The organism is Verrucomicrobiota bacterium, from assembly GCA_027622555.1.
Classification (GTDB): domain Bacteria; phylum Verrucomicrobiota; class Verrucomicrobiia; order Opitutales; family UBA2995; genus UBA2995.
Window position 1 is genome coordinate 15,976 of the sequence record JAQBYJ010000070.1, and the last position, 15,353, is coordinate 31,328.

Annotated in this window: 13 protein-coding genes; 6 read left to right on the forward strand and 7 right to left on the reverse strand. The window is 46.9% G+C overall.

Annotated elements, in window-relative coordinates:
- Window positions 1-173: 173 nt before the first annotated feature.
- On the forward strand, window positions 174-2,639 hold the full coding sequence (locus tag O3C43_16865; GenBank protein MDA1068161.1) for a hypothetical protein: 2,466 nt from the start codon (window positions 174-176) through the stop codon (window positions 2,637-2,639).
- A gap of 39 nt (window positions 2,640-2,678) precedes the next feature.
- Here O3C43_16865 and O3C43_16870 read toward each other — a convergent pair whose 3' ends face one another.
- Window positions 2,679-2,999 carry a hypothetical protein gene (locus O3C43_16870; GenBank protein ID MDA1068162.1) on the reverse strand — a complete coding sequence of 107 codons (321 nt, stop codon included), beginning with the start codon at window positions 2,997-2,999 and terminating at the stop codon, window positions 2,679-2,681.
- A 325-nt stretch (window positions 3,000-3,324) separates the two neighbouring features.
- Between O3C43_16870 and O3C43_16875 the strand changes: the two genes are divergently transcribed.
- The 3 genes from O3C43_16875 (at window position 3,325) to O3C43_16885 (ending at window position 6,651) form a co-directional block, all read left to right on the forward strand.
- Window positions 3,325-4,605, forward strand: a complete 1,281-nt coding sequence (locus O3C43_16875; GenBank protein ID MDA1068163.1) for an MATE family efflux transporter — start codon at window positions 3,325-3,327, stop codon at window positions 4,603-4,605.
- Window positions 4,606-4,700: 95 nt separating this feature from the next.
- Window positions 4,701-6,245 carry an FMN-binding glutamate synthase family protein gene (locus tag O3C43_16880; protein ID MDA1068164.1) on the forward strand — a complete coding sequence of 515 codons (1,545 nt, stop codon included), beginning with the start codon at window positions 4,701-4,703 and terminating at the stop codon, window positions 6,243-6,245.
- A gap of 10 nt (window positions 6,246-6,255) precedes the next feature.
- A complete protein-coding gene (locus O3C43_16885; protein ID MDA1068165.1) occupies window positions 6,256-6,651 on the forward strand; it encodes a DoxX family protein in 396 nt (131 codons plus the stop codon).
- Between the two features lie 49 nt (window positions 6,652-6,700).
- Here the strand turns inward: O3C43_16885 and O3C43_16890 are convergent, their stop codons facing one another.
- Window positions 6,701-7,018 (reverse strand): hypothetical protein, encoded by a 318-nt coding sequence (locus O3C43_16890; protein ID MDA1068166.1) that lies wholly within the window; start codon window positions 7,016-7,018, stop codon window positions 6,701-6,703.
- A gap of 91 nt (window positions 7,019-7,109) precedes the next feature.
- Window positions 7,110-7,841 (reverse strand): DUF547 domain-containing protein, encoded by a 732-nt coding sequence (locus O3C43_16895; protein ID MDA1068167.1) that lies wholly within the window; start codon window positions 7,839-7,841, stop codon window positions 7,110-7,112.
- A gap of 141 nt (window positions 7,842-7,982) precedes the next feature.
- Between O3C43_16895 and O3C43_16900 the strand changes: the two genes are divergently transcribed.
- Window positions 7,983-8,996: a galactose mutarotase gene (locus O3C43_16900; GenBank protein ID MDA1068168.1), complete on the forward strand. Its 1,014-nt coding sequence runs from the start codon at window positions 7,983-7,985 to the stop codon at window positions 8,994-8,996.
- Window positions 8,997-9,089: 93 nt separating this feature from the next.
- Here O3C43_16900 and O3C43_16905 read toward each other — a convergent pair whose 3' ends face one another.
- Window positions 9,090-10,100: a glycosyltransferase gene (locus O3C43_16905; GenBank protein ID MDA1068169.1), complete on the reverse strand. Its 1,011-nt coding sequence runs from the start codon at window positions 10,098-10,100 to the stop codon at window positions 9,090-9,092.
- A gap of 88 nt (window positions 10,101-10,188) precedes the next feature.
- Here O3C43_16905 and O3C43_16910 point away from each other — a divergent pair, with 88 nt between their 5' ends.
- Window positions 10,189-11,169 carry a D-glycerate dehydrogenase gene (locus O3C43_16910; GenBank protein MDA1068170.1) on the forward strand — a complete coding sequence of 327 codons (981 nt, stop codon included), beginning with the start codon at window positions 10,189-10,191 and terminating at the stop codon, window positions 11,167-11,169.
- Window positions 11,170-11,208: 39 nt separating this feature from the next.
- Here O3C43_16910 and O3C43_16915 read toward each other — a convergent pair whose 3' ends face one another.
- From O3C43_16915 to O3C43_16925, 3 genes are all read right to left on the reverse strand, one after another.
- Window positions 11,209-11,529: a response regulator gene (locus O3C43_16915; protein MDA1068171.1), complete on the reverse strand. Its 321-nt coding sequence runs from the start codon at window positions 11,527-11,529 to the stop codon at window positions 11,209-11,211.
- Between the two features lie 141 nt (window positions 11,530-11,670).
- Complete coding sequence (locus O3C43_16920; protein ID MDA1068172.1) at window positions 11,671-13,032, reverse strand: metallophosphoesterase family protein; 1,362 nt, start codon at window positions 13,030-13,032, stop codon at window positions 11,671-11,673.
- Window positions 13,022-14,701 carry an LTA synthase family protein gene (locus tag O3C43_16925; GenBank protein MDA1068173.1) on the reverse strand — a complete coding sequence of 560 codons (1,680 nt, stop codon included), beginning with the start codon at window positions 14,699-14,701 and terminating at the stop codon, window positions 13,022-13,024. Before O3C43_16925 ends, O3C43_16920 begins: the two co-directional genes overlap by 11 nt.
- Window positions 14,702-15,353 lie beyond the last annotated feature (652 nt).

Below are 15,353 nucleotides of genomic sequence, written 5' to 3' on the forward strand. Positions count from 1 at the left end.
TTACTTGTCAATATCCAAGATATGACCCCGTAATCTCCCGCGGGGATGCGATCAAGGACTGGTTCAATGTACCTAATCCAGCCATTCAGGATATCCTGGGTATTGATTGGCTGACCACTGATGGGAATAGTGTTTCATGGGCGGTCAATGGAGCGTTTCAGCCCAAGTGGATTGTGGACAATAACCGGCCTGAAGGATTTCCGCGAGCATGGCGGACGGTTGATGGCTCGGCGCGCCCTCCCTATTTTCAGGATATCAACATCTATTTTCAGGAGGATGGTACTGCGGGCATCGGTTTTCCGGAAGCACCCAGCGTTCAAGGTGTGACGGGCCGGGTCCAATACAAAAACGGTGAGCAGGGACATACGATCGGGAACAACCCCCGTGGTGAACTCTTTTTGGTTAAACCCTTTGAGGCCGAAACCTACTCTACAGGATTCGCAATTCCTTCCATAGTGGATAGAAACATTTGGGATAATCACAATAACCTGTTCAGCGGTAACTTGAATTTCCGTGATCAGGACTTTAGTACCAGTAACTTTACTCTTGAGCAAAGTTTCCTCGATGGAGATGGCGGTGTGGAAATTGTTTGGGACGAACAGAATTATGAGCGGCGCGCCGCCACACTGTTGTCGAATGGGCGTTTTAATGCGTTAACCATCGATCCCAATGGGTATCTCAATTACCCGGGGCCCAATCCTGATTCGAGTGCGGGACCCGCGGATTTTGCAAATCCCAATGCAGGCAGACCCGTGGCCGCCCTCACTGGCCAGTCTGGTGGTGACCGTGGAGACGAACAGCACTTCCTTACCGACCGTGAGGCCTTTCGAGCAACCGCCTATTACAACCTCGATTTTTCAGAAAGCGATGGTTTTTCAAAGTGGTTTGGCCGTCATAATTTGAGCGCCTTTTACAATGAGCAGGATATCGAGACGGTCGTGCGAAATGTGGAGGGTTATTATGTAGGCGCACCTGTTGACCAGCTTAGAAAGTGTGTTCAACCCTGCAACGCTGCGTTTGCCTGGCAGTATTTGGGGCCCTCCATGTTGGGCAGTGAAATTACAAAACCGGGAGACATCCATGTGGATCGTGGCGTGTTTCTTCCTCCCTTTGGTGGAACCTCCTATGAAGCGGCCTATTGGGATGACGCCAACAATGTTTGGGAAGTCGGCACGGTTACTGAACAGCAGGCTCTCAATAATGGAAGCCGTCAGCTGGATTCCTTTCAATCCGAAGTCTACAGCATCCAGAGTTACCTGCTTGAGGACCACTTGGTTGGCTTGGTGGGATGGCGCACCGACAGTATTCAAAATTACTCGGTGTCGGCCGGTTCATTTCCCAGAGACAACGCTGGAAACCGACCCGAACCTGCCGGTCTGGAAATGGTGAGGCAAAGCCCGCTTCCGGACGTAGACAGTTTCACCTGGAGCGTAGTGGGCCACTCACCTTGGGATATTGGTAGTGTCGGAGTGAGCGCTCATTATAGTGAATCGGAAAACTTCCAGCCCACCGGTCTCCGCCGCAATGCTTATGGCAACATAATCGGTTCACCTCAGGGCACGACCAAGGAGTATGGTGTTTCATTCGAGGCGTTTGATGGAAAACTATACATTCGTACGAACTGGTATGAGACGGTAAGTTCTTTGAATGCGGCAGCTGTGGGAGGGGCCAACAACGGTGCCCTCAACGTAATAGTGGACTCAATGAATGAGTGGCAGGATGTGGCCGATGGCATAGTCCGGGACGCGAATGATATGCCTTACAGTATTGACTTGGCATTATCACCCTTGGCGGAAGGCGGTCTTCAGGATAGCCAGCTCGATTTTTCGGGTAAGTGGAGTTCATTCGATCAACTGATCCAAACTATTCAGGGGACAATTCCGGCCGCTGTGCAGGAAAATGCAAAAGTAGGCTTGGATTCCTCGACGGGCAACTGGGCGATTCAAGGTGATTTCGGCAATCGTGTGGCGACACAGGACGTCTCGGCTGAAGGTTTTGAAATGGAGGTTGTGGCAAACCCTTCCGCAGGCTGGCGCATTGGAATTAACATTGCCCAACAGGAAACGATTACCAGTAACACGGCGGTTGCTCTTGGTGAGGTTATTAGTCAGATCAACGATAATATCAATTCGGCCGGCCTGACTAATCTGCGTGACCGCCCGGATAGTACAACGGGTTTTGTTTTCGCGTCCACCTATGGGCGCTCGGCTTTGCTCCCATTGGTAGGTGCCCGGGCCAAGGATAATACCGTAGTGCAGGAACTGGTCGAATGGCGTTGGAATATGTTTACCAACTACGAGTTCTCTGCGGATACTTTTCTGGATGGATTCGGTGTCGGTGGCGCCCTGCGTTGGCAAGACAAAGTGGCCACCGGGTATGAATTGCTCAATATCGATGGCCAATTGGTATCCGATGTCTCCAAGCCCTTCTTCGGTAAGTCGGATCTGGCGGCTGATGTTTGGGTAAATTATCGCGGAAAACTCTCCGACAAGTTGGATTACCGGCTTCAGCTCAATGTTCGGAATGCAATCGGAGAGAAAGACTACATTCTGATTCTCACAAATCCGGATGGAAGCCCTGCTGTATTCAGGAATCCAAATCCGATGGATGTATTTCTTACAGCTACTTTAATGTTCTAGGATCAATTATGGAAGTTGTCTATAAAGCCACTCCTACAGTTAATCATTAAATTTTTTAAGTACCACCACCCAATCTTCGTGGTGATCGTAGGGTGCCGGGCCCAGGCTGACCCAATTGCCGCCTTGGAGGGTATTCAAGCTGGTGACACGACGGCGGGGGTAGAGTTCTTTCAAAACGTCCCCGGTGTGTGGGCCGTCGCCGGTGCGGGGATTGAACCATGAGACGCTAAAATTCGATGGGTATTCGCGCAGATCGATCAGGTTGTTTTCCCACTCCGGAAAATAAATGGCGTATATTTCTCCTTCTTTGGCCAGCACGTAGTCACGTTCCGAGGTGGTCAGGAGGTTGTCTGGTTCCATAACCTGAAACGGCAGGTGGTTCTGGAAAAACTCTAGGGCATGGCGCGAGTATTTCCACATGTTTTCCCTGCTGCGCCAGTCTTCGCAATTGAGGGGGGGGGATATGGGGACACGTCTTGGATATTGACAAATAAGCCGTTAAAAAACCTGGGGCCCAGCTTCTTTGGTTAATCCCAAAACTGGTGCTTACGAGCTTCATGCCAAGCTTGGTTATTAACTTTCAAAGCCAAGCCTTGCTACCTCGAATGCTTTGACCTCTGCTGTCCGAATGAAGTCGCACAGTAGTCGTTTGGGGAAGACACCTATCCTCAAACTGATTATGCAAATGTCCACTCCCTCGGTCGTAAGCATGATGGTGATTGCCGCTTATAGTATGGTGGATGCCATTTTTGTGGGTCGGTTTGTCGGACCCAATGGGTTGGCTGCGATAGGTTCGAATATTCCTGTCACTATTTTAATGATGGGATTTGCGCTCTTCGTAGGTGTTGGTGGGAGTACGGCGATTTCCAGGTCTATGGGTATGGAGAAACACAAGACCGCTAACCGGATTCTTGGAGTTATGCTGTTTCTGGTTCTGTGCCTTGGAGTTGTTTCCTTGGGTATCGGCCTTAGCGGCACTGGTTGGATCCATCGGCTGGTTGGAACGAGCGAAGGTATCATGAATTCAGCTACCGGGTACCTGGATATTTTACTCATCGGCGGGCCTCTTTCCATTTTTTCCATGTCGATGAACAATGTCGTACGTTCGGAAGGCAATGCGCGCATGGCAATGGTTTCCATGGTCACCGGTGCCTTGGTAAACGTGGCATTGGATCCTCTCTTTATTTATACCTTTGGATGGGGTATTCGAGGAGCTGCCTGGGCAACCGTTGCTGCAAATATGGTGACTACGCTGATTATGCTACGTTACTTGTTGTCAGGTAAGAGCTCCTTGAAGCTTCACTTGCCGTGCGTTCGGTTTAACCTTACCATTTTCCGGGAAATCGCTGGAGTGGGTCTGTCGACATTGATTATGAATACCGGTGCGACGATTATTCAGGTTCTGGTGATTCGAACGCTGGTACGTTATGGGGGAGAAACCTATGTTTCTGTTTATGCCATGTGTAACCGGACGATGATGTTTCTGTTTATGCCCATTTTTGGAATTCAGGCCGGTGTGTTGCCTGTAATTGGGTACAATTTTGGAGCAAAACTAATGCGGCGAGTTCGGCAGGCGATCTTTACCAGCATGTCGCTTTGCACCATCTATCTAATCTGTGGCTGGCTCCTGGTTCAGCTATTTCCTGAAAGCTTTATCGGAGCATTTACCAGTGATGATCAACTACTGGCCATAGGTACCAGTGCCATTAAAAAACTGTCGATTGCTTTCCCTGTTGTTGGGGTACCTGTGATGATAGTCGGCATTTTCCAAGCGATTGGGAAAGGAAAGTACGCCTTATTTTTAACCACAAATAGAACCGTGATTCTAATCATACCACTGTTATTGTATCTTCCCTCGCGGCTAGGTACTGATGGTGTTTGGTATGCCTTTCCGATCGCCGATGTTTTAGCCACCTTGGTTAATGTAATTTTCTTTTGGAAGGCGTATCACTATTTCAAAGATTGAGTGGGTTGATTTGCTGTCAGAACTTGCTAATACTGCCTCTTATGAAATAATTACCTCCAGCAATTCGTCCTTATCGATTATACTCCGATTACTCCATGACTTCTCTTTCCATAGATCTATACCGTCTCTCGAAGTTCACCAACTTTGCCTTACCCCTTCTGGCAATCCTCTTTTTCATAGCCGGGATTACCATTTCTTTCTATTTCAACTTTCTGACGGTCGCATTCCTGTTTTTAACGATTGTGAATGTTTTCTACCTGAAAGTGCAAACGGAGCACTCACTGTTGCGAAACTTTGGGATTCTGGCTCAGGGCAGGTATATTCTGGAAAGCATTGGACCCGAGCTTCGCCAGTATCTCTTTGCAAGCGATACTGAAGAGAGACCGTTTAATCGTACTGAGCGGGTGGAGATTTACCGGAAAGCCAAGAATATGGATTCTGCATCCTCCTTTGGCTCGATGAAGGAGTTTGATACTTCGGAAATAAAAATTCGCCATTCCATGTATCCCATGGATAGAGAGAACCTGGAGCCTTACTCGCTCACCTTTGGCGAAGAACGTGGTATCCGAAACACGTATACAATCACAAGGCCGTTGATAATCAGTGCAATGAGTTTCGGGTCTCTAGGTGAAAATGCAATCCATGCGCTGGCCCGCGGCGCAAAGATGGCAGGCATACCGATGAACACAGGGGAGGGTGGGTTCCCTAAGCACCACCTCAAAGAAGGGTGCGATCTTATTTTCCAGATGGGGACCGCGAAATTTGGAGTGAGGGACGCACAGGGATTTCTTGATGAGCAAAAGCTCAAGGATCTGGCTGGTATCGAACAGATCAAGATGATCGAAATAAAACTGTCCCAAGGTGCCAAGCCGGGTAAGGGAGGGTTATTACCGAAAGAAAAAATAACCCCGGAAATTGCTGAATTGCGTGGAGTTTCTTTGAATCAGGATGTGGTGTCACCTCCTCGTCACAAAGAATGTAAGGATGAAGCCACAACGGTGGCTTTTATCCGAAAGGTTCAGGAAGTTTCAGGGTTGCCGGTTGGGATCAAGTTTTGTGTGGGTTCTTTTACGGAAGTGAAGGCGCTGGTCCAGGAAATGATAACTCAGGATGCCTTCCCGGACTACATTTCAGTCGACGGATCTGAAGGTGGAACCGGGGCCGCCCCCAAAGCCTTTATGGATCAGGTAGGAGTTCCATTATATCCTGCATTGTCTGGCGTTAACAAAATTCTTTGCAAAGCAGGCGTTCGAGACAGGTTGAAACTGCTTGCGGCAGGGAAACTGATTAACCCAGGTCGTCAGATGCTCGCTTTTGCATTGGGGGCTCAAGCGATCTATTCGGCGCGTGGGTTCATGTTGGCCCTGGGCTGCATCCAGGCGATGCAATGTGGAAAAAATACCTGTCCAATCGGGATAACCACGCATGATCCCTCATTACAAAAGGGTTTGGATGTAGCCACTAAATCCATCCGGATAAAAAACTACGTCCAAAACATAGAGCACGAACTGATTGAGTTACTTTCTGCGACTGGCCAGCCAAGCTTTGAGTCTTTGACCATGAAAAATCTGTATGTGCCAGAGAACAGCACCTTGGCGCCATTACTCGACCATACCACCAGACAACTCTCCAACCTCTAATTCTCCAACGATGAAAAAAATTATTTCTCTGGTTCTTAGAATCCTTACCGCGGTTATTTTAATTCAAACCCTGCGCTACAAGTTTACGGGTCATGTGGACTCTGTGCAGATTTTCACGGAGCTGGGAATGGAGCCAGCTGGTCGAATCGTCATCGGTGTTCTGGAGCTGATTGCAGGAATACTGTTGTTAGTCCCTTCAACTGTTGCTTGGGGCGCCATACTCGCCTGGGGTGTCATGACGGGCGCAATGATTGGCCATTTTACCCATCTTGGTTTTGCTGGCGACAGGCTTTCCTTATTCCTGCTCGCGATTGCGGTATGGGCAAGCTCGGCAGTTCTGCTGGTCCTTCATAGTTCCCAGATTCCTGTAATTCGACACATGTTCGAAAAGTCCGGAAAACCCTAGTCGATAGAAATGAGAAGCAAGGGCTCAAGCTTGCGAGCACCCGGCTTTCTCAAGCGTAGGCGAAACGGCTGGCTTCGCGAATCAACTCGACCCACAATCTCGGTTCCATGTGGGTAATCTCAATCCACTCAGGATGTTTATGACCGGTAGGAGCGAAATGAATACCCCAAGCTTCCGCCACCAGGTAGTTCACTTTGGCGATAGGAAGCTTGATGATAAGTGAGCGGCTTTCAGCCTTGAGTGCCGCAACGATCTGATTGTTGCCCTGTAAGCACGGAAGGCCAAGTACATCGCGACGACTTAGCTCTTCAATTTGAAGAGCGTCGAAAAGTTCGGCTAGTAGAATTGAGTGAGGATCGGTAGACATTCAGGAGGGATAGCAAAGTGGCTTTTTTCAATTCGTCAAAGGCCATTATTGAGTCTTGCCAAATTTTTACAATTGGCGTGAGGGAAAGACCTTATTTTTTGATATTCAGACGCCAATCCCATTCAGAAAAACTTATTTCCCAGGATTTCGGGTGTTGCTTCAGAGAATTAGCAAGGCTTGGTTCCACATAGGGAATAATCCATTTTAGGGTCTCTTGAATGTTCTCTCCGAAGTCTACTGAATACCAATCGAACACCGAGGACAATTTCGCAACCTTGGACTTTTGGTCGAAGGTGTTGCGATGAATCATGAACCAGCGGCTTTGTTCTTCAAATTGTTCTTCAAGCCTTACGCCTACATATGCTTCATTTCTGAGTTTTGGACAGGATCTGGCGGCGCAAACCAAGGCGTAATGGATTCGAGGATCCTTGAATTTGGGTCGAATGATTTCGTTTTCAATCTGGTCGAGGGTGTACTGCTTGCCAGCCACTTTTACCAGTGGGATATCCCAAGGAGATTCATAGCCCTCTTCCTTGATATCCATTATGCTGTCCAAGGGGAAATTAATGGTAATCAGCTTGAGGGTGTAGGCATTATACGCATTGGTCCAAAACGCCAGTTGTTCATTGCGAGTAGCCAATGAACCCAAGTCAGCCTGAGCGATGAGCGCAAGGTATTGATCAAGGCTCGGATCCTGTTTCAGAGCTGAGTAGTCAACCAGTCCTTCGGTGACATGGGTTTTTAGCAAGGAATCATAGATGCTGTGGTCGAAATGTCCGTATCCGTAGCCTGCTGACAAACAGAATAGTAATATTGGGGTCATACAGATAGTTCGAAATAATTTCATTTCAGCTGGTTTCTCGATTTTTCAGTATAGTAAGTCCTTGGAACAATATCCTTACAACGTCTCTTTTTTCTTCCCCGTGATTGGATGACCCTATAGAAACGACTCTGTTTCCTTAACATGAATTATTTTAAGCTTAGTAATAGAAACGGAATTGAAATCGATATCAGTCCTTATGGGGGGATCATACAATCTCTCAAAGTTCCGGATCGTTACGGACAACAAGCTGACATCACATTAGGATTTGATACGGTTGCTGAATACCAGGCGGGGTCTCCGTTTTTTGGAGCTTTGGTTGGGCGGTATTGCAATCGGATTGCCGGCGGTCGATTTAAGCTCGACCAAACATTTTACCCACTCGCAATCAATAATGGGAAGAATCATCTCCATGGCGGAGTCGTGGGCTTTGATAAAGTGAACTGGGTTGTTGAAGAAACCATGGATGGAGACGCACCTGCATTGAAATTGAACTACACAAGTGCTGACGGTGACGAAGGTTACCCTGGCGAGCTAAAGATCGAGGTAATGTATTCGCTGAATGATACGGATGACTTTACCATCAGTTACCGTGCTACCACCGACAAGTCCACACATGTCAATATGACCCAGCACGCTTATTTCAATCTAGCCGGCCATGACGCGGGAAGTATTGTTGATCATGATATCTGGGTAAATGCAGACTTCTTCACGCCAACCGATGGAGGGTCGATTCCGACTGGTGAGATCCGTCCAGTGGACGACACCGCTTTTGATTTCAGAAAAGTAAAAAGAATTGAGGACGCAATCTACACCAATGAAGAACAGATAAACTTTTGCGGAGGTATAGATATTAATTTTGTATTGAACAAACTTCCTTATGATTTAAGTCACGCCTCTACCGCTGTGCATAGAGTTTCTGGACGGACAATGGATGTTTTTACCACAGAACCAGGACTTCAATTTTACACCGGAAATAATCTTAACGGAATAAACGGGAAGGGCGGCGCGTTTTATAAGAAACACGATGGCTTTTGTTTCGAATCGCAACACTTCCCTGATACACCAAATAAATCCATGTTTCCTTCCACGCGTCTTGACCCCGGTCAGGAGTATAATTCGTGCACGGTGTACAAGTTCGGCTTGGCTGATAGCTAAAGCCATTTCCCAGCCTTATCTTTTCGGTTTCGGTGGTTACTGTATCCTCCAAGCCTATGGTCTCAACTGGAAGCCAAGTCAGTTGCATTGAGATTAGGCCGCCAGGATAAAATCTCTTTCTTCGGTTAATCCCAGGTCGGTTAGGAAGTTCCGAATGTCCTCTCGAGCTCCTCGATTCCCTACATAGGAAACGATGTAGGGGTTTTCAATTAAGGGAATGTCTTCGGGTCGGATAACCTGCAAGTCGTTGATCTGTCCTCCAATTTTCCGTGGGTCTATATCGATATAACCACAAAATTTGATACCTTCATTTAATAATAGGGAGGCGCGTTTCCGAGTAATTCTACCGGCACCCCATATCCAGATCGGGCGGTTAATTGCAGATTGATTTAACCACCCCGCCAAGTACTTCGCTTTGGTTTCGTAAAACGATTGAGGTGAATACCGAGGGTCTTTGCGGGAAAGCCTCTCAGTTGAATCATGCCAATCCAACAAATACTCCGGCAGCTTCGCCATTTGCACGCCTTCGTCGATCAAGCGCAGCCATAGTTCGTAGTCCTCCGGGAAATGACCCGACCGATAAAATAGCCTTGGGTCTCCTACGATTTTTCGGCGGAACATAACGGATGGGTGGGCAAAAGGAGATTCAATGAAGCGATTAATTCGTATGCTCCCGGAACTTAACAGGGAATTTGTCCATTCCACATAGGAATCGTAGCCTATTTGTTGAGTTGGATTTCCCATGAAATTTACTCTTGTTCCAAGGAGGCCGATGCCTTTGTTTTCATTTAAAAATGAAGACTGGAGTGATAGCCGTTCTGGATGAGACACATCGTCGGCATCCATCCTGGCGATCAAGGTTCCCGAAGAGCAGGCAATTCCGATATTCAGCGCTTTTACAATTCCCAATGGTTTTTGCGTATGGATTCGGATCCGTTTGTCCTCTACCGCTTGAGCCTCAAGGATCTTAATCGTGTCATCTTTGGAACCGTCGTCGACAATGATAAGCTCCCAATTTTCCAGTGTTTGGTCCCTGATACTTTTTACCGCCCGCTGGATGGTACTCGCAGCGTTTCTTACGGGCATGATCACAGATACCTTCATCGTTGGAACTTATCTAGTGATGCAAAAGAAATACCTCCAAGTGTAATCGACATTGTTTTTTCAGGGATACGCCCTTTATTTTGGAAAGATGAGCACTTCCTTACCCAAAGTTTATTTAACCCGTGTTATGCTTCCGCCGGTTCTCGATCGGCTGAAGCACCTCTGCGATATGCGGATCAATCCCAATGATCGTACGCTGACTCGTCCCGAGTTGCTGGATGCAGTCAAAGACATTGAAGTGTTGGTGCCTAATGGCCCTGACCAAATTGATGCTGAAGTCCTGGAGGCCGCTCCCAAGCTCAAACTCATCGCGAATTTTGGCGTGGGTTATAACAACATCGATGTGCAAACGGCTACACGCCTGGGTATCCCGGTGACGAACACCCCCGGAGTGCTTGCAGAAGCGACCGCTGATATTGCCTGGGGATTGCTCATGAGTGTGGCACGAAGAATTTCCGAAGGAGAGCGTATGATTCGAGCTAATGGGTGGAAGGGATGGGGGCCTTTGCAATTGTTAGGCAGTGATGTTACCGGAGCTACCCTGGGTTTGATTGGATTGGGAAGTATTGGGAAGGCCATGATTCCCAGAGCAAAAGGGTTTTCTATGAGAATCATTTATTGGAACCGCACACGTCTGGATCCAGCTGATGAAGTCAAATGGGGTATCGAATATGTTGATAAGGAAACGTTGTTGAGCACGGCAGACTTTGTCTCCCTGCACGTTGCCTTGTGCCAGGAGACGCGACATCTCATATCAGAAGCGGAACTTGGTCTCATGAAATCCAGTGCTTTCCTCATTAACACTACCAGAGGTCCTGTGGTGGACGAGAAGGCTTTGGTAAAAGCGCTTGAATCTAACGCCATTGCTGGTGCTGGCTTGGACGTCTTTGAAAATGAGCCTTCAGTAGAACCTGGGTTAATGACTTTAGAAAATGTTTCAATGGCTCCTCACCTTGGAAGTGCCACGGTGGGGACACGTATTAAAATGGGGATGCTGGTTGTGGACAATTGCGAAGCCTTTTTCACCGGAAAGCCATTTCCTAATATTGTGAACCCAGAAGTGCTGTAAATTCTTTGCTGGAAAGAGTTCTTCGGGTTATTCGAACGTTCAGAGGCAAAACGTTAATAAAGTTAAGTCGCCATCGGCCCCAGCATCTAAACCTGCAATTTTTTCTTCATGGATATCGCGAGCCGTAATGATGATTACGGGGGTTGTGTTGCTGCTTTTTCTTATTCTCCTAAGGACGCTTAATCCGTCCAGGTCTTGGATCATTATATCCAAAACGATCGCATCAAAAGAGTTCTTTGCTATCTCTGCCAGCGCCTGTTTCCCTGAATCCGTTTTGATTGAATCAATTCCTTCGCATTTTAGCCCTCTAGCTATCAAGGCAGCCAACTTCATTTCATCTTCAACAATCAACACCTTCATACTACATTTTGTGTGGACTGTTTAACGAGTGGATTGCAGATGCAATACTAGTGTGCAATACACGTAGACTATTGTTCTTAAACCCAGCAATTGTTTGCAACGCAAATGGCAATTACACTTGTTCAATTAATCGAGGAATGATCAGTGTTTGAGCGAATGTAAGGAGCGAGAGTCGAGTTTTTGATGTATTAGCGAGAACTCATCGATTATCTCGCCATTTTGATTGATGAAACGGGAGAGGAGTTGGTCCTCGCCAACATCGATGACTAATGAACCAAGGCTCTCACTGGAAAAAACCATAGCTGGATGGTTGTAGCCGTGAGAATCGGGACCTATTTTTGAGGAAGAACCAGCCACGAGATAAACGGTGCCATGGTTCTTGAGTAACGGCCTTTCCATTTGCGTTTGCTCAGAGATCAACATATCGGGTGTCCACGAGTTAGAAAGGCCGAAGTGGTTATTTATTAAGGAGGACCGTTCGTAACCATGGCTGTGCCCTGATAGCACAAGATCAACACCGCCAAACTCAAATACGGGCACTAACGCTTGGCGAATCCATGCCATACGCCCATCACTATCGTTCAAATCATCTGAGTCATGAGATCCTTTAGTGTAAGGTGGGTGATGGAGAATAACCAGAGTCCAAAGACGATCGTTTTTCTTCAGATCTTGCATGAGCCAATGAACCATAGACGACTTCTTCATCGCATCCTGAGATGTTGAATCGAGGAAAATAAGATGAACATCTTGATAGTTGAGAGAAAAATATCTTTCTGTGTAAGATGGATGCCCCCCTAATTGAGCCTCGGAAGGGAAATCGAATAGATTAAATATCACATTCCTGCGATTGTCATGATTACCACAGGCAGGCAAAACGGGAATATTTCTAAATATATTCTGATACGGCTTAAAAAAGTGTTTTTGGAACTCTTGGTTGGTGCCGGAAGTATAGGCATTATCTCCGAGAGTAAGAACTAGATCCACGGGAGGCATATCTTGCCGATTGTTCTGAGAAAACCAGGAGTATGCGGCGTCCCTGACTGCATTTTGATCTTTGCCAGGCTTTCCAGGATCGCCCAATACCCAGAGGCGGGTGGTCGTATTCCGTTTGGAAAGATCAGGCATCAAAAACCAGAATTCGGAGCCATGAAAGATGGGCCGGCTGGTAACCGTATCTCCGATTGAATAATAGTATTTTGTATTCGGTATTAAGTGAGTTAATTCGAGACAGTGCTCAATCCGCGACTCCTCTTCATTCAGTACCCTATCAAAGTTTCGTGGATCTACTCCAAACCGGACCTGCCCCTGATTTGATCCTTCCGTTTGCCAACGAATAAGCATGCTATCAGCGCCAGACAACTGAAGGTAAGGCGGCCGCTCCCCAGTATAGAATTGATCACGGTGATGCTCCCATAGCCGGTAGGCTCCAACAAGCGTTGCCGTTATCAGGAGCGCAGCCAACACCCTGACAACGATTGGCCTGAAATAAAATCTAGTTTTCAAGTTCAACTCCGTTGTGGTATCGCAGGTAATTCGCGGTCTCAAAAATACCTTGGCAGACGACCGCCATTTGTTCAGTTAGCTTAGGAAAGAGATGGCTAACATTTTTCCTCGGATCTTCGACTCCCAGCTGTTGTAGTCGCGTTTTCGTGCCATCTAGATTCATGGTAAGGTAGAAAGAGTCGTTGAGTAGCCCCATCTCTTTTCTCTCATGAATCATCGTAAAGGCATAGCGTTGATCATCGAATTCTGGATTGAATAAATTGCGCCCCAAAGTTGTATTTTTATAGCGAATACCAGCCAAATGAGCGATGCTTGGCAGAACATCTACCTGGCTTGCCACTTTATCCAGGACCTTAGGGCTCAAGCGTTTTGGTGAATAAAAAAGTAAGGGAACACGATAACGGTTTATTTCCAGTTGGCTTTCATGGGCGAATGAATGATCGCCGGCATACCCAGCCAGACCGTGGTCGCCCAAAAATACGAATAGTGTGTTTTCAAAATAATCCTGCTGGCGTGCAATTTTCATAAAATGTCCCACACTGTGATCAAACAGACGGAACGCATTGAGCTCCTTATTTGAAATGAAGCCCGTTTCGCGCAGCCTATCTTCCCCCACTTCGGTTAGTTCAAAACCTTCATTATCTTCGGGAATCGTATAGGGCCGATGGTTCCCCGAGGTTTGAATAATCGCAAAAAATGGGTTCTCACGCTTGCTCATGATGGAGTCTGCTTCTTTAAACAGACTCAGGTCCGATATGCCCCAACCATCTACTCTCGGAGCACTATAACTTCCTTCTTCGAAAATCTCTAAATCCGGAATATTGTGAGTCAGTAATCCCCGAATATTTGCCCAGTTCATACTACCTCCCAGAAAATAGAGTTTATCATATCCCGCAAAATCATTGATGATGGTTCGTTGGTTGATGACCAATGGATTGCGCGAGGAAGTTTCCTTTACTTCAATATCGGGTATGCCCGTTATGGTTGCCCACAATCCTCTGGCTGTTCCCATGTGTGGCGTAAAAAAATGGGGGAATAAGACCCCTTGTTCTGCCAATCGATCAAAGGCCGGAGTGGGATCCAAAGGATTACTGCCCAACCCGGTTTTATAGCTGGCGAAGGACTCCATTATAACCAGTACAACATTAATGGGCGCAGCTGGTTTTGGTGGTTGAAACTCCCTTGTAAAATCAAGAGATCGAGCCTGTTCCTTGTTAAGTCCTAAATAATCGCCAATTCGAGACTCGACAAAACCGCTCGTGACCTCCGGGTCAAATAACAGTTCCCTGTTCTTGAACGTCGAATAAAAATACAACACTGGATTGGAAGAGAGACTGGAAGCAAAAGAATGACTGCTCCAAAACGTATCACTCCAACGCAATGGGTACCAAGAGAACTTTCCGTAGAGTCCAAACAATACCAACAGCCAAAAGGCGACCTTGATGCCCCATTTCTTTTGAGTTTTCATGTTGCCAGGAGCACAGCCCAGGCCAAAAGGAAGAAGACGACCGAAACCGATGAACAAAACGCATGTGACCGAGAGAGTAGCTATTAACAACCACCCCAAGGGATAGGTCTCATGCAGCATTTGCCCCGCGATTAAGGGGTTATCGAGAAACCGTAAGGAGGAGGAGTCCACCCTTACCTGGAGATACGCAAAATAGCCCATATCCAATATATAAAAGAAAATTAGGACCACCGTTGCACAGGTAAAATATAGCTTCCAAATCGACCGGGCTCGTTTGTTCTCGGATGGACAAAACCGAGGGAAACCACCGAGTAAGGGAAGTGGAAGCACCATCAGTAGAGATAGCCGAAGATCGAATTTAAAGCCTATATAAAACGACTTGATTAGCTGAAGAAAAGTTAGTGGATCATGAGGGTCACGAAAGGTGATCCAAAAAATCAACCGCCCAAGCAATAGGAAGCAAAGTATGGCACCTACCCAGGAAATCACCAAAGGGAGAGGTCTCGGTAATCTGGCGCACACCAATGGAATTAAACGTAGGATCTTTATCATTTTATGTTTTTGACTTCCATACTTATGCACTTGTCGTCTTTTTACGTGTATCCATTCCAGATCGATCGACAGTGGTCACCAAAGCTTAATTGTTGCTTAATTTGCTAAGAAAACCTGCTTGTTGTTCCATTCTTAGGAATCGTTTCGCGTTAATTTTCGGTGATTTTAGAACTCTCATTGATCCAATAGAGTTACTGAACCTAAACGTAACTTTAGCGCCTGAATGACGTTTAACCTAAATCCGTGAGATAATTGAGTTTGGCCGCATGTCAATTTATTTCTGGCCACGATGCGGGATTTT